Source organism: Streptomyces sp. NPDC048002 (genome assembly GCF_040653275.1).
Classification (GTDB): Bacteria; Actinomycetota; Actinomycetes; order Streptomycetales; family Streptomycetaceae; genus Streptomyces.
Window position 1 is genome coordinate 57046 of record NZ_JBEZNL010000031.1, and the last position, 20645, is coordinate 77690.

General features: G+C 70.6%; 18 protein-coding genes and 1 riboswitch. Of the genes, 8 read left to right on the plus strand and 10 right to left on the minus strand.

The annotated features are described in order from the left end of the window. Window positions 1-29: 29 nt before the first annotated feature. From AB0E07_RS29530 to AB0E07_RS29550, 5 genes are all read right to left on the minus strand, one after another. Complete coding sequence (locus tag AB0E07_RS29530) at window positions 30-1808, minus strand: ABC transporter substrate-binding protein (protein WP_362258800.1); 1779 nt, start codon at window positions 1806-1808, stop codon at window positions 30-32. 37 nt (window positions 1809-1845) lie between these two features. Beyond that, window positions 1846-2841, minus strand: coding sequence for an ABC transporter permease (locus AB0E07_RS29535; protein WP_362258803.1), 996 nt, complete (start codon window positions 2839-2841; stop codon window positions 1846-1848). Window positions 2842-3244: 403 nt separating this feature from the next. Continuing rightward, window positions 3245-4033: an enhanced serine sensitivity protein SseB C-terminal domain-containing protein gene (locus AB0E07_RS29540; RefSeq protein ID WP_362258806.1), complete on the minus strand. Its 789-nt coding sequence runs from the start codon at window positions 4031-4033 to the stop codon at window positions 3245-3247. A 166-nt stretch (window positions 4034-4199) separates the two neighbouring features. Then, window positions 4200-4991, minus strand: a complete 792-nt coding sequence (locus AB0E07_RS29545; RefSeq protein WP_362258874.1) for an enhanced serine sensitivity protein SseB — start codon at window positions 4989-4991, stop codon at window positions 4200-4202. Window positions 4992-5089: 98 nt separating this feature from the next. After that, window positions 5090-5764, minus strand: a complete 675-nt coding sequence (locus AB0E07_RS29550) for an AAA family ATPase (RefSeq protein ID WP_362258809.1) — start codon at window positions 5762-5764, stop codon at window positions 5090-5092. A gap of 169 nt (window positions 5765-5933) precedes the next feature. Further along, window positions 5934-6029, plus strand: a riboswitch (glycine riboswitch). Between the two features lie 143 nt (window positions 6030-6172). Between AB0E07_RS29550 and gcvT the strand changes: the two genes are divergently transcribed. From gcvT to AB0E07_RS29575, 5 genes are all read left to right on the plus strand, one after another. Further along, window positions 6173-7288: a glycine cleavage system aminomethyltransferase GcvT gene (gene gcvT / locus AB0E07_RS29555; protein WP_362258812.1), complete on the plus strand. Its 1116-nt coding sequence runs from the start codon at window positions 6173-6175 to the stop codon at window positions 7286-7288. 98 nt (window positions 7289-7386) lie between these two features. Continuing rightward, window positions 7387-7764: a glycine cleavage system protein GcvH gene (gcvH, locus tag AB0E07_RS29560; protein ID WP_362258815.1), complete on the plus strand. Its 378-nt coding sequence runs from the start codon at window positions 7387-7389 to the stop codon at window positions 7762-7764. A gap of 14 nt (window positions 7765-7778) precedes the next feature. Then, a complete protein-coding gene (gene glyA, locus AB0E07_RS29565; RefSeq protein ID WP_362258818.1) occupies window positions 7779-9041 on the plus strand; it encodes a serine hydroxymethyltransferase in 1263 nt (420 codons plus the stop codon). 60 nt (window positions 9042-9101) lie between these two features. Beyond that, on the plus strand, window positions 9102-10469 hold the full coding sequence (locus AB0E07_RS29570) for an L-serine ammonia-lyase (RefSeq protein ID WP_362258821.1): 1368 nt from the start codon (window positions 9102-9104) through the stop codon (window positions 10467-10469). Between the two features lie 70 nt (window positions 10470-10539). Beyond that, a complete protein-coding gene (locus tag AB0E07_RS29575; RefSeq protein WP_362258826.1) occupies window positions 10540-11097 on the plus strand; it encodes a glycoside hydrolase family 25 protein in 558 nt (185 codons plus the stop codon). Between the two features lie 65 nt (window positions 11098-11162). Here AB0E07_RS29575 and AB0E07_RS29580 read toward each other — a convergent pair whose 3' ends face one another. Next, window positions 11163-11375: an EF-hand domain-containing protein gene (locus AB0E07_RS29580; RefSeq protein ID WP_362258828.1), complete on the minus strand. Its 213-nt coding sequence runs from the start codon at window positions 11373-11375 to the stop codon at window positions 11163-11165. Window positions 11376-11500: 125 nt separating this feature from the next. Between AB0E07_RS29580 and AB0E07_RS29585 the strand changes: the two genes are divergently transcribed. Next, complete coding sequence (locus tag AB0E07_RS29585; RefSeq protein ID WP_362258831.1) at window positions 11501-12133, plus strand: GNAT family N-acetyltransferase; 633 nt, start codon at window positions 11501-11503, stop codon at window positions 12131-12133. A 20-nt stretch (window positions 12134-12153) separates the two neighbouring features. Here AB0E07_RS29585 and AB0E07_RS29590 read toward each other — a convergent pair whose 3' ends face one another. The 4 genes from AB0E07_RS29590 to AB0E07_RS29605 form a co-directional block, all read right to left on the minus strand. Further along, window positions 12154-12657 carry an ATP-binding protein gene (locus tag AB0E07_RS29590; RefSeq protein ID WP_362258834.1) on the minus strand — a complete coding sequence of 168 codons (504 nt, stop codon included), beginning with the start codon at window positions 12655-12657 and terminating at the stop codon, window positions 12154-12156. Window positions 12658-12951: 294 nt separating this feature from the next. Next, complete coding sequence (locus AB0E07_RS29595; protein WP_362258836.1) at window positions 12952-13719, minus strand: enoyl-CoA hydratase-related protein; 768 nt, start codon at window positions 13717-13719, stop codon at window positions 12952-12954. 55 nt (window positions 13720-13774) lie between these two features. Beyond that, window positions 13775-15028, minus strand: a complete 1254-nt coding sequence (locus AB0E07_RS29600; protein ID WP_362258839.1) for an Ig-like domain-containing protein — start codon at window positions 15026-15028, stop codon at window positions 13775-13777. Window positions 15029-15209: 181 nt separating this feature from the next. After that, a complete protein-coding gene (locus AB0E07_RS29605) occupies window positions 15210-16451 on the minus strand; it encodes an Ig-like domain-containing protein (RefSeq protein ID WP_362258842.1) in 1242 nt (413 codons plus the stop codon). A gap of 151 nt (window positions 16452-16602) precedes the next feature. Here AB0E07_RS29605 and glgX point away from each other — a divergent pair, with 151 nt between their 5' ends. After that, a complete protein-coding gene (gene glgX / locus AB0E07_RS29610; protein WP_362258845.1) occupies window positions 16603-18846 on the plus strand; it encodes a glycogen debranching protein GlgX in 2244 nt (747 codons plus the stop codon). A 350-nt stretch (window positions 18847-19196) separates the two neighbouring features. Continuing rightward, window positions 19197-20606 (plus strand): sulfatase-like hydrolase/transferase, encoded by a 1410-nt coding sequence (locus tag AB0E07_RS29615; protein ID WP_362258848.1) that lies wholly within the window; start codon window positions 19197-19199, stop codon window positions 20604-20606. Window positions 20607-20645 lie beyond the last annotated feature (39 nt).

Below are 20645 nucleotides of genomic sequence, written 5' to 3' on the forward strand. Positions count from 1 at the left end.
ACACCAATGCCTTCACCTGCCTTCCGGGGCTACTTCTGGGTCGTGCCGATGTTGAGGTAGTCGTACTGACCGCTGAAGGCCGCCGTGGAGACCAGGTTGGTGAAGCCGTCCGGGCGGTACAGCAGGACCTTGAAGTAGGACAGCGGAACGAGGGCCGCCTCCTCCATGGTCTTGTTGTCGATCTCGGCGTAGAGGGTGTTCCGCTTGGCGGCGTCCTCGGTACCGATCGCCTCCTCCAGCATGGAGTTCACGTCGGCGTTGTCGAGCTGCGACAGGTTGGTGTTGCCGGACTCGCCGATCGCGTCACCGTGCAGGATCTGCTGCAGGAAGCCGTAGCCGGAGGGCCAGTCGGCACCCCACTGCATCATGTGCAGGCCGATGTTCTCCTTCTTGTTGAACTTCGGCACACCCGCGGAGTCGGTGAAGTACTTGCCCGAGGGGTACTGCTTCAGCGTCGCGTCGATCCCGGCCGCCTTCAGCGAGTTGATGATCGCGGTGGCGGCGGCGATCTCCTGCGGGCGGTCGCTGCGCGCGGAGATGTTGGTCTTGATGGTGTCCTCGCCGCAGGCCTTCAGCTCTTCCTTGGCCTTGGCGACGTCGCCCTTGCTGTCCGTGGTGGCGTACAGGTCGGACTTCTGGTAACCCGGGATGTCCGGCGGCAGGACGGTCGTGGCGATGTCACCGCGGATCGGGCCGCCGAGGGCGGTCTGGACGGAGACCTTGTCGACCGCGTACTGCACGGCCTTGCGGCACTCGACCTTGTCGAACGGCGCGACCTGGGTGTTGATGGCCATGTAGACCAGACGGCCACCGTAGGTGTTGTCCGTGCTGGCCTTCAGGTCGGCGGAGTTGACGACCTTCGCCTGCGTCGCGGCCTGGACGCCACCGCCACCGAGGTCGATGGCCTTGCCGGCCATGACGTCCTGGTCGATGGTCTCGGCGTTGACCTTCAGCTTGACGACGATCTTGTCCGGGTACTGCTTGCGCAGCGGGTCGGTCGCGGCGTCCCAGTTCTCGTTGCGGACGAGGACGACCTCCTTGCCCTCCGCGTAGCTCTCGAACTTGTAGGAGCCGGAGGACACGATGTTCTTGACGTAGTCGACGCCGGTGTCCTTGGCCTTCGGCACCGGAGCCGTCTGCGGGCTGGCGACCAGGTAGTCGAACTCCTGGAAGGCGCGGTTGAGCTTGAAGACGATCGTGGTGTCGTCCGGCGTCTCGATGGACGAGATGCCCTTGTCGCTCTTGTCCTTGTACGGGCCCTTGTACTTGTCAGCGCCCTCGAGGAACTGCTGGAAGTAGTTGGGGCCGAGGGAGAGCACGTCACGCGCGAAGTTCGAGCGCTCCACCGCGTACTTGACGTCCGCGGACGTGATCGGCGTGCCGTCCTCGTACTTGAGGCCCTCACGCAGCTTGTACGTCCAGGTCTTGCCGCCGTCGCTGGGCTCACCGGGGCTCGCCGCCAGGTCCGGGACCAGCTCGTTGCCGGCGTCGCCGGCCGCGGGCTTGAACGTCATCAGCGGGCGGGCGTACAGACGGCTGAGGTTGAACATGTAGCCGTAGTACGTGTTGCCCGGGTCGAAGGAGTCCGGCACGTCCGAGTACTCGTACGTGACGGTGCCCCCCTTCGCGGTCGAGGCGTTGACGACACCCTTGGTCGCCGCGTTGGCGCCGGCCGACTTGCTGTTGCCGTCGCCGTTGTCCTTGTTGTCATCGGCCTTGCTGCAACCCGAAAGAACCAGGCTGACGGTGCCGATGGCCGCGATGGCGGCCAGCGCTGACCTTCGCATGATGGTCTGCTTCCCCTCCATAGTTGGAAACTTGATGGGCTCTCGACGCGGCCGCACCTCAGCGGCTGCGCGGGTCGAGAGCGTCACGGAGTCCGTCGCCGAGCAGGTTGAACGCCAGGACGGTGACGAAGATGGCGAGGCCGGGCACGATCATGAACTGCGGGTCGACCTCGTAGAAGTCGACCGCCTCGTTGAGCATGCCGCCCCACGACGCCTGCGGGGGCTGGATGCCGACACCGAGGAAGCTCAGGCTGGCCTCGAAGAGAATGTTCGTCGGGATGAGCAGCGTCGAGTAGACGATGATCGGGCCGACCAGGTTCGGGAGCAGCTCCCGGAAGAGGATGTACGGCCCCTTGGCGCCCATGCCGCGGGAGGCGTCGACGAACTCGCGCTCCCGGAGGGCCAGGGTCTGGCCGCGGACGATGCGGCCCAGGTACGGCCAGTTGAAGAAACCGATGATGAAGATCAGCACCGTGATGTGCAGCGGCAGGCCCTCCAGGCCGAACGCACCGCCCTGGAGCGTCGCCGAGATGGAGATGGCGAACAGCAGCAGCGGGAAGGCCAGGAAGGTGTCCATCAGGCGGCTGATGATGGTGTCCACCCGGCCGCCGTAGTAGCCGGCGATCACACCGAGGACGGTGCCGATCGTGTTGGACAGGATCGTGGCCCCGAACGCCACGACGAGGGACACCCAGGAACCCTCGAGGATGCGGGTGGCGATGTCGCGCCCGAACTTGGGCTCCACGCCCAGCGGGTGGTCCGCGCTCATCCCGCCGAAGTCCCCGGTGGGCAGCGAGGTGTTGGGGTCGATCAGATCCTGGTTGAAGGCGTTGGGGTCGAGACCGAACAGTGCCTGGATGGGTCGGGACAGCACCGCGAGCAGAACCAGCAGGACGACGATGACACCACCGATGACGGCGGCCTTGTCCTTCTTGAACCGGCTCCAGGCGATCTGTCCAAGGGAACGGCCCTCGATCTTCGCCTTGTCGGCGCCGATGAGCACAGCCTCCGGCTGCGCCTCGGCTGTGCCGGTGGTCTCGATCGGTGCGGTCACAGTGACCCGACCCCTCTCGCCGGTGGTGACCGGCCTACGCCCGCCGCTGTCAGCGGCTTTTTTCAATCAGCGGGCCGGGCGGCGGCCGCAGATGATGCACCCCGCTGGCCCGGCAGTTCTCTCGACTCACGTCGAACACAGGACCGTTGGTTCTGTGTATGAATCGCGAGTCTTCAGCGTCATCGCGATCACCCGCCAGATCTGACGGCGAAAGTATGCGCAACCGTGATGCTTAACGAGGGATTCCGTTATCCGAACGGCAGACAACGGAGGGCGGACGTGGGGGAGTTATGACACTTCGGACATGTGCCGATTTCGAGCGTCATCTACGCGCGCAGAAATGTGCCGGGTGCGTGAAGGCCGGAAGGTGTCGGCTTCACGAGCGACGGCAGGTCTCACACCGTCAGTAACCGCCGTGCACGGGCGGGTAGCCGTAGCCGGCGGCCGGCGCCTGGGCCGCGTGCGCCTCACGGTCGTAGAACGGGCGGGCCTTCGCCCGCATCCACAGGGCCACCGGGTCGAACTCGTCGGACATGGCCACGGTCGACACCGGCAACCCGTCCGGGACGGCGCCGATGGACTGCTGCATCATCGCGCGTACCGAGTCCACGGCCTGCGGGCTGGTGTCGTACACCTCCAGGCCGATGGCGAGATACGGCGCCCCCAGCGCCGGCTGCACCCAGGCGCGGCGCAGGGCGCGCACCGCGGGGGTGCGGTGGGCGTTCTGCGCGAGCAGGGCGTAGAAGTGCGGGATCTCGATACCGGGCTCCGACAGGCTGAGCGGGCCGGCGGGCTGGCGGTCCAGGCCGGTGGCGATCCGGCGCAGATCGAGCCAGGGGATGCCGACGCCGCCGCCCTGGGCGTGCGGGTTCAGCCAGAGGCCGTAGTGGTCCGGGTACAGCGTGCGGGCGACGTCGAGTCCGTCGACCACCTCGTAGCTGCGGTTCCAGCCACTGGCCGACAGTTCCTGGGCGGAGGTGACACAGGGGGCGTAGCCGTGGCCGTCGACCTCCATGTTCCCGTACTGGGCGTCCGGGGAGCCGGACTGGCCGTGCCAGAGCAGCATCCAGATCTGGCCGGAGTTAGGGGTCGCGAGCGCGCGCAGGAGCGCCTCGTAGGCGTCGTAACGCCCGGGCGTGACCTGGCGCAGCATGTGCTCGACCTGCCCGGCCGCGATGCCGCTGGCGCTCACCTGTACCGCCCCTTCATTTTTCTCCGACCGAGCTGTGGGGTTAGCTTAAGCCCGCCTGCGGGGGTGGGACTTGTCGCCGTCCTGAGGGCGCGAGGCTGCGTCGTGGCTCGCGCCCGCGCGGCGGAGCCGCACATCGACGCAGCCTCGCGCCCCCGAGTCGGTCGCGCTAGTCCCGGGTGTAGAAGGGGCGGACCCTTTCGCGGAGCCAGAGGGCCACCGGGTCCTGGGCCGCCATGTCCAGCAGGATCAGGTTGACCGGCCACTTCGTGGGGACCCTGCCCAGGGCGCGGCCCAGCGCGTCGAGGGGGGCCGTGCGCAGTTCGCCCTCCCAGTGGGACAGCTCGACCCCGATGAACATCACCGGGTCCGCCGTCTCGACGTCGGCGAGGCAGCGGCGGGCGGTGGTGACCACGCCGGTCGCCGCGAACTCGGCGGAGGCCGCGGCGAGGAAGTCGACCGGGTCGTCCTGCCAGTCCGGTTCGTAGAGCTTGACCCGGCCGCCGCTCGCGGGGCCGTCCAGGGGCGTGCGGCCCACCCGGCACAGTTCCGCCACCGCGGGGGGCGGCAGGGGGATGCCGACCACACCGTCCGGATTGACGGCGATGCCGACCTGCGGGGGCAGCCCCCGGGCGAACTCCACCGCCGGGGCGATGGTGAACGACATATGGCCGCCGACGACCTGGCGGAACTGTTCCTCGGAGCTGAAGACCGGCACGAACGCCTGCCCGGCGATCTCCAGCGTGGGCAGGTCCAGCGGGCCGCTGTCCGGGCCGCCGCCCGACGGGAGCGGGACCCAGAGGTAGCTGCGCCCGAGGACCTCGATGATCCGGCCGCCCGCCGAGGGCACGCCGAGGGAGGCGGAGAGCACCTCCTCCAACTCGTTGCCGGGCCATCCGCCGTGCGGATGGGGGTGTGCCTGCGCCGGGAAGTCCGCGGGGAGATCCGCCGGGAAGTCCATCTCTTCGACCGCCTGCCGTGAACCGCTGCTGTGGCTCAAAGGCTAGCGCCTGAAGAGGGCGCCGGGTTCAGCCCGTGAGCCCCCCGGCCCGTGAACCCTCAGCCCGTGAACCCGATCCGGCGCAGCGCGCTCGCCGCGTCCCGGTCGATCAGCACCGCCGACCCGCACCCCGGCGGCAGCTCCCCCTCCTGGACCGCGCGCAGCATCCGGCCCGCCGCCGAGCGGTGCCGCAGGAACGCGTACCGCGAGACACCGCGACCGCGCTCGCGCTGGCCCTGGAGCGCCTGGTCCGGGGTGACGTCGAGGAGCAGCAGGTGCAGGGAGCCGCCGCGGCGCCGCGCCTCGCGGGCCAGCCAGCCGCGCACCCAGGCCTGGGTGCCGCAGTCGTGCACGACGACGCCTTCACCGGACCGCAGGACGCGCCACAGGCCGGCGTAGTGGGCGAGCCGGACGAGGGGACGGTAGACGGCGTAGGGCAGGTGGCGGGGCATGCGGGCGTCCCAGCGGTCCCGGGTGTCCTGGGAGTCGATCCGCGGGCCCTTGACCGTCCGCCGCATCAGGGTGGACTTGCCGCTGCCGGGCAGACCGGTGATCACCACGAGGTCCTTCGGGCCGAAGAGCAGGGCGTGCGGGCTGCGGCCGTCCCGCTCCCGCAGGTCGCGGACGACCCGCGCGGGGCGCGCGGCCCGTGCCTCGACGGCCGGGGCGGCGGGCTGCTCGGGCAGCGCGATACCCGCGGTCGTCGCACAGGCCGTGGTCCTGTTCACCGTCATCGTCCTCCTCCGGGGTCGGGAGCCCCCTTCCCACTGAACGTAAAGAGAAGGTAACGGGCGATCTTCAGCTTTTTCGTATGCGTACCGCCACAAGCCGGTTACAGATGCGGCCTGCCCCGATACCCCTCGGCCATGCAATGATGTCCGCGCCAACTGCATACCGGCCGTTCGAATCCGCGCGGGAGAGTCCCCAGCCTTCTGCTGGGGCGCCGAAGGAGCAAGTCCCTCCCTTGAATCTCTCAGGCCCCCCTACCGCGCGGGCGAGGCACATCTGAAAAGCGGGCCCCTCAGCCGGGGCCCCACCCAAGGTGCAAGCCATGTCCAGATGGTCATGGCGAACCTCTCAGGTTCCGATGACAGATGGGGAGGAACGACCTCGCCCGTCATGCCCTGGGAGACGACCGACCGATGAGCAGTACCGAACCCCGCCGTACCGCCCTCGACGCCCTGCATCGCTCGCTCGGCGCGACGATGACCGACTTCGCCGGCTGGGACATGCCCCTGCGCTACGGCTCCGAGCGCGACGAGCACCACGCCGTGCGCACCCGGGCCGGCCTCTTCGACCTCTCCCACATGGGCGAGATCACCGTGACCGGACCGCAGGCCGCCGCACTGCTGAACTTCGCGCTGGTCGGCAACATCGGCTCGGTCGGCGTCGGCCGCGCCCGCTACACCATGATCTGTCAGTCCGACGGCGGCATCCTGGACGACCTGATCGTCTACCGGCTCGCGGAGACCGCGTACATGGTCGTCGCCAACGCCTCCAACGCCCAGGTCGTCCTGGACGCCCTGGTGGACCGTTCCGCCGGCTTCGACGCCGAGGTCCGCGACGACCGCGACGCCTACGCGCTGCTCGCCGTCCAGGGCCCCGAGTCCCCCGGCATCCTCAAGTCGCTCACCGACGCCGACCTCGACGGCCTGAAGTACTACGCCGGGCTCCCCGGCACCGTCGCGGGCGTGCCGGCGCTGATCGCGCGCACCGGATACACCGGCGAGGACGGCTTCGAGCTGTTCGTGAAGCCCGAGCACGCGGTGGAGCTGTGGCAGGCGCTCACCGAGGCGGGCGAGGGCGCCGGCCTGATCCCCTGCGGCCTGTCCTGCCGGGACACGCTGCGCCTGGAGGCGGGCATGCCGCTGTACGGGCACGAGCTGACCACCTCGCTGACCCCCTTCGACGCCGGGCTCGGCCGCGTGGTCAAGTTCGAGAAGGAGGGCGACTTCGTCGGGCGCGAGGCGCTCACCGAGGCCGCCGCAACCGGGCAGAACCCGCCGCGGGTCCTGGTCGGACTGGTCGCCGAGGGCCGCCGGGTCCCGCGCGCCGGGTACCAGGTCGTCGCCGGGGGCCGGGTCATCGGTGAGATCACCTCCGGCGCCCCCTCCCCCACCCTGGGCAAGCCGATCGCCATGGCCTACGTCGACGCCGCGCACGCCGCGCCGGGCACCCCCGGGGTCGGCGTGGACATCCGGGGCAGCCACGAGCCGTACGAGGTCGTGGCGCTGCCGTTCTACCAGCGCAAGAAGTAGTCGCCGTAGGTGATGCTGAGCACATCACCGCTGCTCACGCACGCCCACGGCAGTCCCCCCTTCGTCAGCACCTCCCCGCGTACAGGAGAATTCAGGCCATGAGCAACCCCCAGCAGCTGCGCTACAGCAAGGAGCACGAGTGGCTGTCGGTCGCCGAGGACGGCGTCTCGACGATCGGCATCACGGAGTTCGCGGCCAACGCGCTCGGTGACGTCGTCTACGCCCAGCTCCCCGAGGCCGGCTCCACGGTGACCGCGGGCGAGTCCTGCGGCGAGCTGGAGTCCACCAAGTCGGTCAGCGACCTGTACTCCCCGGTCTCGGGCGAGGTCACCGAGATCAACGAGGACGTCGTGAACGACCCGTCCCTGGTGAACTCGGCCCCCTTCGAGGGCGGCTGGCTGTTCAAGGTCCGCGTCACGGAGGAGCCGGCCGACCTGCTCTCCGCCGACGAGTACACCGCCTTTTCCGCCGGCTGAGGAGTCGAAGACATATGTCCGCCATGAACACGTCGCTGCACGAGCTCGACCCGGACGTCGCCGCCGCGGTCGACGCCGAGCTGCACCGCCAGCAGTCCACGCTGGAGATGATCGCCTCCGAGAACTTCGCCCCGGTCGCGGTCATGGAGGCGCAGGGCTCGGTCCTCACCAACAAGTACGCCGAGGGCTACCCCGGCCGCCGGTACTACGGCGGCTGCGAGCACGTCGACGTCACCGAGCAGATCGCCATCGACCGGGTCAAGGAGCTGTTCGGCGCCGAGTACGCCAACGTCCAGCCGCACTCCGGTGCCTCCGCCAACCAGGCCGCGCTCTTCGCGCTGGCCAAGCCGGGCGACACGATCCTCGGCCTGGACCTGGCGCACGGCGGTCACCTCACCCACGGGATGCGCCTGAACTTCTCCGGCAAGCAGTTCGACGTGGTCGCCTACCACGTCGACGAGGCCGGCCGGGTCGACATGGCCGAGGTGGAGCGCCTGGCCAAGGAGCACCGCCCGAAGGTGATCATCGCCGGCTGGTCGGCGTACCCGCGGCAGCTGGACTTCGCCGAGTTCCGCCGGATCGCCGACGAGGTCGAGGCGTACCTGTGGGTCGACATGGCGCACTTCGCCGGTCTGGTCGCGGCGGGGCTGCACCCCAACCCGGTCGAGCACGCCCATGTGGTCACCTCCACCACCCACAAGACGCTGGGCGGCCCGCGCGGCGGCATCATCCTCGCCAAGCAGGAGTTCGCCAAGAAGCTGAACTCCTCCGTCTTCCCGGGCTTCCAGGGCGGTCCCCTGGAGCACGTGATCGCGGCGAAGGCGGTCTCCTTCAAGGTCGCCGCCTCGGAGGAGTTCAAGGAGCGCCAGCGGCGTACCGTGGACGGTGCGCGCATCCTCGCCGAGCGGCTGACGGCGGACGACGCCCGTGAGGCCGGAGTGAACGTGCTGTCCGGCGGCACGGACGTCCACCTCATCCTCGTCGACCTGCGCGAGTCCGAGCTGGACGGCCAGCAGGCCGAGGACCGCCTCCACGAGGTCGGGATCACGGTCAACCGCAACGCCGTCCCGAACGACCCGCGCCCGCCGATGGTGACGTCCGGTCTGCGGATCGGCACGCCCGCCCTGGCCACCCGAGGCTTCCGGGCCGAGGACTTCGCCGAGGTCGCGGACGTGATCGCCGAGGCCCTGAAGCCGTCGTACGACGTGGAGTCCCTGAAGGCCCGGGTCAAGGCCCTGGCCGACAAGCACCCGCTGTACCCCGGCCTGAGCAAGTAGTAGTTCCCTGGTGGGGGCGCCCAAGGATGTGTGCCCCCACCCTTTTTTGAGGAGTTCCCCGTGGCCATCTCGGTCTTCGACCTGTTCTCGATCGGCATCGGCCCGTCGAGCTCCCACACGGTCGGCCCGATGCGTGCGGCCCGTATGTTCGCCCGCCGACTGCGCAACGAGGGCCTGCTGCCCTCGGTCGCCTCGGTCCGCTCGGAGCTGTACGGCTCGCTGGGCGCGACCGGACACGGCCACGGCACGCCCAAGGCGGTGCTGCTGGGCCTGGAGGGCTCCTCGCCGCGGACGGTGGACGTGGAGACGGCCGACGAGCGCGTCGAGGCGATCAGGTCCGCGGGCCGGCTGTGCCTGCTCGGCGAGCACGAGATCCCGTTCTCCTTCGACGACGACCTCGTCCTGCACCGCCGCGAGACGCTGCCGTACCACGCCAACGGCATGACGATATGGGCGTACGACGCCTCGGGGGCCGAGCTCCTGTCGAAGACGTACTACTCCGTCGGCGGCGGATTCGTCGTGGACGAGGACGCGGTCGGCGCGGACCGCATCAAGCTCGACGACACGGTGCTGAAGTACCCCTTCCGCACGGGTGACGAGCTGCTGCGCCTGACCAGGGAGACGGGTCTGTCGATCTCGTCCCTGATGCTGGAGAACGAGCGGGCCTGGCGCACGGAGGAGGAGATCCGTACCGGGCTGCTGGAGATCTGGCGGGTCATGCAGGCCTGTGTCTCGCGGGGCATGTCCCGGGAGGGCATCCTGCCGGGCGGGCTGCGGGTGCGGCGGCGGGCCGCGATGTCCGCCCGCCAGCTGCGGGCCGAGGGCGACCCGCTCGCGCACGCCATGGAGTGGATCACCCTCTACGCGATGGCGGTCAACGAGGAGAACGCGGCCGGCGGCCGGGTCGTGACGGCCCCGACCAACGGCGCCGCGGGCATCATCCCCGCGGTCCTGCACTACTACATCAACTTCGTGCCGGGTGCCGACGAGGACGGCGTCGTCCGCTTCCTGCTGGCCGCGGGCGCGATCGGCATGCTGTTCAAGGAGAACGCCTCCATCTCCGGCGCCGAGGTCGGCTGCCAGGGCGAGGTGGGCTCGGCGTGCTCGATGGCGGCGGGCGCGCTGGCGGAGGTCCTCGGGGGCTCGCCCGAACAGGTCGAGAACGCGGCCGAGATCGGCATGGAGCACAATCTCGGCCTGACCTGCGACCCGGTCGGCGGGCTCGTCCAGATCCCGTGCATCGAGCGCAACGGCATGGCCGCGGTGAAGGCGGTCACCGCGGCGAGGATGTCCATGCGCGGCGACGGCTCCCACCTGGTCTCCCTGGACAAGGTCATCAAGACGATGAAGGACACCGGCGCCGACATGAGCGTGAAATACAAGGAGACGGCGCGGGGCGGGCTGGCGGTGAACATCATCGAGTGCTGACGCATCGGCCGCGCGGCACGGGGCATCTACCACTCCCGTCCCCCCACTCACCTCTCAGGGAGCCCCCACGATGCTGCGCGGCATTGACGTGAGCGCCTACCAGCCCTCCGCGTACGACACCGACGGCCTCTCCTTCGTCTTCGTCAAGGCGACGGAGGGCCGTTCGTACGTCAACCCGAAACTCTCCGCCCAGACCGAGCGGGCCCGCGAGGCCGGACTGGTCGTCGGCTTCTACCACTTCCTGTGGCCCGGCAACCTCACCGCCCAGGCGGAGTATTTCGTCCGCCACGCCCCCGAGAAGGCGGGCGACATCCTCGCCGTCGACTGGGAGTCGACGAGCGAGGGCACCCACGCGACCAACGCGGAGAAGGACCGCTTCATCCGCAAGGTGAGGGAACTACGGCCGAACAACCGGGTCGTCCTCTACTGCAATCGGAACTTCTGGCTCACCGTCGACACCACCTCCTACGCGGGCGACGGCCTCTGGATCGCCGACTACGTCTCCGCGGGCAAGCCCCGCATCAAGGCGAAGTGGCGCTTCCACCAGTACACGGACGATCCCCTGGACAGGAACGTCGCCGACTTCGACAGCAGGGCGGAACTCCGGGCCTGGGCGAAGAAGGCCTGACGCCCCGCGTGGAACGCAGAAGGGGCGCCCCGCCGTTGTCCGGTGGGGCGCCCCTTTCGTGGGTGCTACTTGCCCAGGTAGGCCCAGAACTCGTCGAAGGACAGGACCTTGTCGCCGTTGAGGTCGCGGGTCTTGATGATGACCTCGGCCACGGTGTCGGTGACGTTCCAGTCGCCGCCCTGGGCGAGCGCCGTCTTGAACTCGGCGGCGGTGATGAAGCCGTCACCGTCCGTGTCGATCCGCTCGAACTGCTTGCGTGCCTCGTCGATGTCGGCCACCCGTCCGCCCCATTTCTCAACTACTGGTCGTACTGTCGCAGGTCAGATTAACCGGCCGTCCGAGCGCGCGGTGCGCCGACCACCCTCGCCGGTGAACGGCGGCCAGAAAGAGGAGGAGCGGCGCGGTGGCGACCTTGCGGGACATTCTGGACGCGGCCGCGCGGGGCGCCTTCCCGCGCCCGGACGGCGGCACCACCGTCGTCGCACAGCCCGCCGGCCGGGACGCCGGGGTCTTCGCCTTCACCGCGCACTCCGTGATCGCCCTCGACGAGGACCCGCAGTGGGTGCGCGACACCCTGGCCGCCACGGCGTGCGACGCCCTCGCCGCCGCCATGAACCCCCGTTTCCTCACGGCGCTGATGGACCGCACCGGGCGGGGGTGCGACACCGTCGACGTGATGCTGACCGGCGCCCCGCTGCCGGGCCGGCCGTCGCTCGCGCTGCGGGAGATCGACGATCCGGGCCATCCCAGGGTGGTGAGTTCCCGTGCCCGGCGCGCGGAGGTGCGGGTGTGGACGGCGGGCGGTGGCGTCCTGGTGCTGGGGCGCGGGGTGGCGGGGCGGCTGGAGGTCGCGGTCGAGGTGCCGGAGGGGGCACGGCACCGCGGGCTGGGCCGGGAACTGCTGCTGGCGGCACGGCGGCTGACCGGGGGTGAGCCGCTGTGGGCGCAGGTCGCGGCGGGGAACGCGCGCAGCATGCGGGCGTTCGAGGCGGCCGGCTACCGGCCGGTGGGTTCGGAGGTGCTGCTGAGGTTCTGAGGCGGTCCCGCGACGGCCGTTCAGCGGTCCGCGACGCGCATCTCGAACCAGGTCGTCTTGCCCCTCGGGAGCAGGTCGACGCCCCAGCGGTCGGCCAGTTTGTCCACGAGGAAGAGGCCCCGGCCGCTGATGTCCATCTCCTGGACGGGCATCAGGCACGGCAGGCCCCTGGACGGGTCGCGGACCTCGATGCGGATCCAGCCCCGGCGGCGGCGCATCCGCAGGCCGAAGACCCTGGCGCCGGTGTGGCGGACCGCGTTGCCCACGAGTTCGGAGACGAGTAAGACCGCGTCCTCGGTCAGCTTCGGAGTCAGGCCCCACTGGCGCAGGACCACCACCTGGGCGAGCCGTCGCGCGGTGGCGGCGGACTCGGGGCGGGACGGGAGCCGGACCTCCGCCTCCGTGGGGTTGCCGAACAACTCCATTGCCTTCAGAGCGTGTTCGTCCTCGACCGTCGGCGACCAGCGCGCCGCGGTCGCACGGCCGTGTCCCCGCGGCTGTTCGATGCCCTCCAGCCCCGCCATGCCCCCATCATGGCCGCCCCAGGGACACTCCGGGGCCGTTCCCGCGGAATACGCCCCCCGGAATCCATCATTCCGCGAGCGCCGATCGGCATATGCCGCAGGCAGTTCGGTGTCCGCGGCAACCCGTCCGACCTGCGACGAAGGCTCTGTTGAGGGCAAGCGACGGGCCTCCTCGACAAGACAGGCTTAAGGCTCGCTTAAGGCTGCCATAAACCGTCCCATCGAGGGACCCGGATCAGACATCGCGTCAATTGCAAGGGGTCCGGGGGAATTCGGAGCGGGGATTCGGGTGCGTCAGAGGAACTTCGCCTTGCCCGGCCCTTCCTCCACGAAGCTGCGCATCCCGGTCTCCCGGTCCGCGGTGGCGAACAGGCCCGCGAACCAGTTCCGTTCCACGGTCAGACCGGTGTCGATGTCGGTCTCCAGGCCGGCGTCGATCGACTCCTTGGCGGCGCGCAGCGCGAGGGCCGGACCCTGGGCGAGCTTCGCCGCCCAGGCGTGTGCGGCGGTGTACACCTCGTCGGCCGGGACGACCCGGTCCACCAGGCCGAGCGTCAGCGCCTCGTCCGCCTTGACCATCCGGCCGGTGAAGATGAGGTCCTTCGCCCTGGAGGGGCCGATCAGCCGGGACAGGCGCTGGGTGCCGCCGGCCCCCGGGATCAGGCCGAGCAGGATCTCCGGCTGGCCCAGCTTGGCGTTCTCCGCGGCGATCCGGAAGTCCGCGCACAGGGCCAGCTCGCAGCCGCCGCCGAGGGCGTACCCCGTCACCGCCGCGACCACCGGCTTGGGGATCCGGGCCACGGCGGTGAAGGAGTCCTGGAGGGCCCGGGAGCGCAGGACCATGGCCGCGTGGTCCATGGCCTGCATCTCCTTGATGTCCGCGCCCGCCGCGAACACCTTCTCGCCGCCGTAGATCACCACCGCGCGTACGTCGTCGCGCCGGGTGGCCTCCTCGGCGAGTTCCTTCAGGCGGTCCTGGGTGGCGACGTCCAGCGCGTTCATCGGGGGGCGGTCCAGGCGGAGCGTGCCCACGCCCTCGGCGACTTCGAGATTCACGGTCATGCCCCGCAGGTTAACGGTGACTAACGACCGCGCAGAAGGGCGGCCCCCGGCCCCGCTACTTCGTCCACTCCTCCCAGGACATGTTCCAGCCGTTGAGGCCGTTGTCCGGGGCGACCTGCTTGTCGTCGGAGTTCTTCACGACGACCACGTCGCCGATCATGGAGTGGTTGAAGAACCAGGCGGCCGGGGTGGAGCCGTCGTAGGCGCCCTTGACGTCGCGCAGGCCCACGCAGCCGTGGCTGGCGTTGTAGTTGCCGAAGGCGTCGCCGCCCCAGTAGTTGCCGTGGATGAAGGTGCCGGACTGGGTCAGGCGCATGGCGTGCGGGACGTCGTCGATGTCGTACTCGCCGTCGTAGCCGACCGTGTCGCCGTTCATGCGGGTCTCGACGAACTTCTCGGTGATGACCATCTGGCCGTTCCAGGTGTCGTAACCGGGCTTGCCGGTGGTCACCGGGATGGTCTTGACGACCTTGCCGTCCTGCGTGATCTTCATCTTCTTGGTCTTCACGTCGACGACGGAGACCTGGTCGCGGCCGATGGTGAAGGAGACGGTCTTCCTCTGCTCGCCGTAGACGCCGTCCCGGCCCTCGACCCCGTCGAGGTTGAGGTCGACGGTGACCTTGGTGCCTTCCTTCCAGTACTCCTCCGGACGGAAGTCCAGCCGGTCGTTGCCGAACCAGTGGCCCTCGACGTCGACGGCGGGCTCGGTCTTGATGGTGACCGCCCTCTCCACCTCGTCGGGGTTGGTGATGCCCCGGTCGAAGCGGAGGGAGAAGGGCATTCCGACGCCGACCTTCGAACCGTCCTCGGGGGTGAAGTGCCCCGTGAAGAAGTTCTGCGGCGTCAGGGTGGTGAAGCTGGAGTCCTCGGTGGCCGTGCGGCCCTCGGAGTCCTCGGCGGTCGCGCGCACCGTGTACGTGGTGGAGGCGGACAGATGGGAGGACGGCGTCCAGCGCGCGCCCCCGTCGGTGATCTTCCCGGGTATCTCGCGGCCCTTGCCGTCCTTGACGACGACCTCGGACAGCCTGCCCTTCTCGGCGCCGATCTTCAGGGCGCCGCTGGTGCGGACGGACTTGGCGCCGTCCTTGGGGGCTATGGAGACCACGGCCGTCGACTGGGTGCTCCGGGCCTTCCCCGAGTCACCCGCCCCGCCCTTGGCGTCCTCGGCACCGGAGCCCACGTCCGAGCCGCCGCCGCACGCGGCGGTAGCCAGCAGCACTCCGCCGGCCAGCATCGCCATCAGCCCGCGCCGCCCGCGCGCACCCGCGCGTGCGCCAACCGACGCCCCCGATATCGGTCGCACGTTCAAGTCCTTCTCTCCCCTCGCCGGGCCTGGTCGGGCCCCGCCCCCGCGCGTCCACGCGCGCACTCGGCGCATATTAACCACAAGGTCATCCGGCACGGCGCCCCGCGTTTGTCACCGTTCCGTACCGAGTTCACCGGCGGGTTCGGGAGGGGGCGCGGCGGACCGAACGGCCCGCCGCGTGCCACTACTTCAGCGCGCTCCCCGCCTTCCACGCCTTCCAGCCCATGTTCCAGCCGCCGAGTCCGTTGTCCGGGGCGACCTGCTTGTCCTTGCTGCGGACGACCTCGACGACGTCCCCGATCAGGGTGCGGTCGAAGAACCAGCCCGCCGGGGTGTCCGAGCCGCCGCCCTTGACGTCGCGCAGTCCCACGCAGCCGTGGCTGACGTTGGCGTTGCCGAAGACGCCCTCCGCCCAGTAGTTGCCGTGCAGGAAGGTGCCGGAGTCGGTCAGGCGCATGGCGTGCGGGACGTCCGGGATGTCGTACTCGCCCTTGCCGTCGGCGTCCTTGAAGCCGACGGTCGCGCCGTTCATCCGGGTCACCTCCAGCATCTCGGTGACCACCATCTTCCCGTTGTACGTGGTGGTCTTCGGGGCGCCGGCGGTGATCGGCACGGTGGCGAGCAGTTCGCCGTCGCGCCGGACGTCCATGGTGTGCGCCGCCGCGTCGACGGTGGAGACCTGGTGGCGGCCGACGGTGAAGGAGAACGTCTTGTGCTGGAGGCCGTAGACCCCGGGCGCGCCCTCCACGTCACGGAACTTGAGGGAGACCGTCACCTGGGTGCCGGGCTTCCAGTACGTCTCGGGGCGGAAGTCCAGGCGGCCGTTGCCGAACCAGTGCGGGCGGACCTCCACGGCCGGCCGGGCGGTGACCTGGACGGCGCGCTCCACGGCCGCCCGGTTCCTGATCTCCCGGTTGAACTCCAGGGAGACGATCATGCCGGTGCCGACCGTCGAGCGGTTCTCCGGCGAGACGTAGCCGATGAAGCGCTCCTCGGGGACCTGGGTGGTGAAGGTGGTGTGGCGCGCGGAGCGGCGGCCGTGTCCGTCGAGGGCGACCACGTCGACCGTGTACCGGGCGGCCAGTGCCAGCCGCCGGTCGTCGGGTTCCCAGCTCAGTCCGTCGGTGGAGATGTGCCCGGGGACGGGGGTCTCCTGGGCGTCCTGGGACCTGACCACCTTCACCGACTCCAGGCGCCCGCTGGGCACCCTCACCCGCAGCCGCTCCCCGGGGCCGACGCCGCGGCTGCCGTCGTCCGGGGAGACCTTGATGACGTCCTCGGCGGCGGGCCTGCCGAGTCCGCCGAGCCCGGTCCCGCCGGTGCCGTCCGAAGTGCAGCCGACGGCTCCCGCCAGCAGTGCCGCCCCTGCCAGTACGGCGGCCAGCGTGGCCCTCGCGCGCCGCGCGCGCCCTTGTGCATGCCTCACACCGAACCCAACGAGCGGGCACGCTCCGGGGAAACGTGAGTGCGAGCCAAGCGCTGGGCAGAACAGTGGGGAGGACGACGCGACGGGGAGCCGCTGCCGGGATTCGGCATGCCCGTTTCCACGTCGTTCCGTGAGCCGTGGGAGGCCGAAGGTGTCCAGCAGCGCAGCCGAGCGGGAGGCGGTGGCTCGGGAGCGGGCCGCCGAGCGTCCGGGAGCCGTACGGAACGGGACTCCGGTCCGCGCACCGGGCATGCCCGTGTGGCCGGGTGCGCCGACCCCGCTGGGCGCCCGCTTCCGGATCGGGCCGGACGGGGCGGCCGGTACCAACTTCGCGCTGTGGGCGGGCGGGGCGGAGTCGGTCGAGCTGTGTCTGTTCGACGAGGCCGGCAAGGAGACCCGGGCCCGGCTGACCGAGCTGACGCACGAGATCTGGCACGGCTTCGTGCCGGGCGTGATGCCGGGCCAGCGGTACGGCTTCCGGGTGCACGGCCGCTGGGACCCGTGGACCGGCGCCCGCTGGAACCCCGCGAAGCTGCTGCTGGACCCCTACGCCCGCGCGGTGGACGGCGACTTCGGGCTGCCCCCGGAGGTGTACGGGCACGTCCGTGACTGGCCGCAGCAGCAGGTCGCGGACACGGTCCGGGACGACCGGGACTCGGCGCCGTACGTGCCCAAGGGGGTCGTGGTCCATGACGACGACGACTGGACGGACGACCGGCGGCCCAAGACCCCGTGGGCGGACTCGGTCATCTACGAGCTGCACGTCCGGGGGTTCACCCGGCTGCACCCGGGCATCCCCGAGGAGCTGCGCGGGACCTACGCGGGGCTGGCGCACCCGGCGGCGGTCGAGCACCTGACCGCGCTGGGCGTGACGGCGGTGGAGCTGCTGCCGGTCCACCAGTTCGCGCACGAGGACCACCTGCTGCGCCGGGGCCTGAAGAACTACTGGGGCTACAACTCCATCGGCTACTTCGCCCCGCACGCCGGGTACGCGGCCTCCGGGACCCGGGGCCAGCAGGTCGGCGAGTTCAAGCGGATGGTGCGCGCGCTGCACGAGGCGGGGATCGAGGTCATCCTCGACGTGGTCTACAACCACACCGCGGAGGCGGGCGAGCTGGGCCCGACCCTGTCGTTGAAGGGCATCGACAACCGGGGCTACTACCGGGTCCAGTCGGACGCGCGCCGGTACGCGGACTACACCGGCTGCGGCAACACGCTGCACGTGGTGCAGCCCCATGTGCTGCGGCTGATCACCGACTCGCTGCGCTACTGGGTGACGGAGATGGGGGTCGACGGCTTCCGCTTCGACCTCGCCGCGGCGCTGGCCCGGTCCATGCACGACGTCGACATGCTCTCGCCGTTCCTCGCCGTGATCGCCCAGGACCCGCTGCTGAGCCGGGTGAAGCTGATCGCCGAGCCCTGGGACGTGGGGTCCGGCGGCTACCAGGTCGGCGCCTTCCCGCCGCTGTGGACCGAGTGGAACGACCGCTACCGCAACGCCGTGCGGGACTTCTGGCGGGGCGCGCTGCCGGACGTGCGGGACCTCGGCTACCGGCTGTCGGGGTCGAGCGACCTGTACGCGTGGGGCGGGCGCCGGCCGTACGCCTCGGTCAACTTCGTGACGGCGCACGACGGTTTCACCCTGCGCGACCTGGTGTCCTACGAGCACAAGCACAACGAGGCGAACGGCGAGGGCAACCGGGACGGCACGAACGACAACCGGGCGTGGAACTGCGGGGCCGAGGGCGAGACGGACGACGAGCGGGTCCGTGCGCTGCGGCGGCGGCAGCTGCGGAACATGCTGACCACGCTGCTGCTGTCGACGGGTGTGCCGATGCTGGTCGCGGGCGACGAGCTGGGGCGCACCCAGCGCGGCAACAACAACGCCTACTGCCAGGACAACGAGATCAGCTGGCTGGACTGGGGGCTGCTGGACGACCCGGAGTGGAGGGCCCTGTTCGAGCTGACCTCGCGGCTGATCGCGCTGCGCCACCGGCATCCGGTGCTGCGCCGCCGGGCGTTCTTCTCGGGCCGCGCGCACTCGGCGGACGGACTGCGGGACCTGGCCTGGTTCACCGCGCGGGGCACCGAGATGACGGAGCAGGACTGGTACGCGCCCGCCGCCACGCTCGGCATGTATCTGTCCGGGCGGGACATCCCGGGTCGGGACGAGCGGGGCGCGACGATCGTGGACGACAGCTTCCTGGCCGTGCTGCACGCGGGGCACCGGCCGGAGAGCTTCACGCTGCCGGCCCCGCCGTGGGCGGAGGAGTACGAGGTGGTCGTCGACACCTCGCGGGAGGAGCAGGGGGAGGGGCCGGGCGTGGTGCACCGGGCGGGCACGGAGATCACGGTGCCGGCCCGTGCGGTGCTGCTGCTGAGGGTGGTGCGCTGACGACCGGCCCCGGAGCCGAGGGGATGGTGAACCGCCGGTCCCGGAGCCGGGGGTGATGGTGAACCCGCCGGCCCCAGAGTCCGGGCGTGATGGTGAACCCGCCGGCCCCAGAGTCCGGGCGTGATGGTGAACCCGCCGGCCCCCGAGTCCGGGCGTGATGGTGAACCCGCCGGCCCCCGAGTCCGGGCGTGATGGTGAACCCGCCGGCCCCCGAGTCCGGGCGTGATGGTGAACCCGCCGGCCCCGGAGTCGGGGCCGTAGAAGTGGTTGACCGCGGCAACATTGCAAGCCCGTGAACTCCGCGCCGGATTCCTGGCTCCGGCGCCGGGCCCGCTGATCAACTGGGCCGCATGCCCGAGATATCCCGCCGCTCCTTCGGTGGTCTCGTCGGGGGCGGCGCCGTGTCCGCCGTCGCCGCGACGACCGCCCCGGCCGAAGCCTCCGCAGCCGCCGAACGCCCCTTCCGGGCCCGCCCGGCCGCCTCCGGCAAGCGGCCCAACATCCTGGTCGTCCTCGGCGACGACCTGGGCTGGGCCGATCTGTCCTCGTACGGCGCCCCGCACATCCGCACCCCCCACCTGGACCGGCTGGCCCGGCAGGGCGTGCGGTTCACCGACGCCTACTCCGGTTCCGCGACCTGCTCGCCGACCCGGTTCAGCCTGTACACCGGCCGCTATCCGGGCCGTACGCCGGGCGGGCTCGCCGAGCCGATCGCCAACCGGTCGCAGGGCCTGGACCCCCGCCACCCCACCCTGGCCTCGCTGCTGAAGAAGGCGGGCTACTCCACCGCCCTGATCGGCAAGTGGCACTGCGGCTGGCTGCCGGACCACAGCCCGACCAAGTCCGGCTGGGACGAGTTCTTCGGCAACTTCGGTGGCGTGCTGGAGTACTTCTCCAAGCTCGGCCAGCTCGGCACCCACGACCTCTACGAGGGCGACGCCGAGTACCAGGACCTGCGCTACTACACGACCGTCCTGACCGAGCGCGCGGTGGAGTACGTCGGCCGCGACCACGGCTCCCCCTGGCTGCTCAACCTCAACTTCACGACCCCGCACTGGCCCTGGCTGGGCGAGGGCGACGAGGAGGCCGGCGCCGAGATCGCGGCGAGGATCCGGGCCGCGACCTCGCAGGCCGAGGTCAACAAGGCGCTGTTCCACTACGACGGCGGCTCGGTCGCCAAGTACGTCGAGATGGTCCAGGACCTCGACGCCGCCGTGGGCGAGGTCCTCGACGCCCTGCGCCGGTCCGGGCAGGAGGAGAACACGGTCGTGCTCTTCGCCAGCGACAACGGCGGTGAGCGCTTCTCCTACAACTGGCCGCTCAGCGGCGCGAAGTCCGGGCTGCTGGAGGGCGGTATCCGGGTCCCTACGCTGCTGCGCTGGCCGGCCCGGATCGACGGCCGCCAGGTCAGCGACGTGCCGAACCTCTCCCCCGACTGGACGGCGACCCTGCTGGAGTTCGGCGGCGCCCGCCCGGACCCGGCGTACCCGCTGGACGGGACGAGCCTGGCCGGGTACCTGCTGCGCGGGCGGGAGGTGCCGGAGCGGGACCTGTTCTGGCGGGTCCGGTCCCAGCGCGCGCTGCGCCGCGGCGACTGGAAGTACTACCGGGACGCCGCCGGCGCGGACCACCTCTACGACCTCGGCGCCGACCGGCGCGAACAGGCCGACCGCGCCGGTGACGAGACGGAGCTGCTGGGCGAGCTGCGGCAGGCGTGGGAGGGGATCGCGGCGGGGCTGCTGCCGTACCCGGCCGGCTGAGCGGGAACGACGGGAAAATCCGTGGGCGTTGTCAGTGGC

What these genes read in the sequence shown, in the direction of transcription:
- AB0E07_RS29530 (WP_362258800.1), bottom strand. Translation starts at nt 1,808, where the DNA reads ATGGAGGGGAAGCAGACCATCATGCGAAGGTCAGCGCTGGCCGCCATC.
- AB0E07_RS29545 (WP_362258874.1), bottom strand. Translation starts at nt 4,991, where the DNA reads ATGGACTTCCCGGCGGATCTCCCCGCGGACTTCCCGGCGCAGGCACAC.
- AB0E07_RS29550 (WP_362258809.1), bottom strand. Translation starts at nt 5,764, where the DNA reads ATGACGGTGAACAGGACCACGGCCTGTGCGACGACCGCGGGTATCGCG.
- gcvT (WP_362258812.1), top strand. Translation starts at nt 6,173, where the DNA reads ATGAGCAGTACCGAACCCCGCCGTACCGCCCTCGACGCCCTGCATCGC.
- gcvH (WP_362258815.1), top strand. Translation starts at nt 7,387, where the DNA reads ATGAGCAACCCCCAGCAGCTGCGCTACAGCAAGGAGCACGAGTGGCTG.
- glyA (WP_362258818.1), top strand. Translation starts at nt 7,779, where the DNA reads ATGTCCGCCATGAACACGTCGCTGCACGAGCTCGACCCGGACGTCGCC.
- AB0E07_RS29575 (WP_362258826.1), top strand. Translation starts at nt 10,540, where the DNA reads ATGCTGCGCGGCATTGACGTGAGCGCCTACCAGCCCTCCGCGTACGAC.
- AB0E07_RS29590 (WP_362258834.1), bottom strand. Translation starts at nt 12,657, where the DNA reads ATGGCGGGGCTGGAGGGCATCGAACAGCCGCGGGGACACGGCCGTGCG.
- AB0E07_RS29595 (WP_362258836.1), bottom strand. Translation starts at nt 13,719, where the DNA reads ATGACCGTGAATCTCGAAGTCGCCGAGGGCGTGGGCACGCTCCGCCTG.
- AB0E07_RS29615 (WP_362258848.1), top strand. Translation starts at nt 19,197, where the DNA reads ATGCCCGAGATATCCCGCCGCTCCTTCGGTGGTCTCGTCGGGGGCGGC.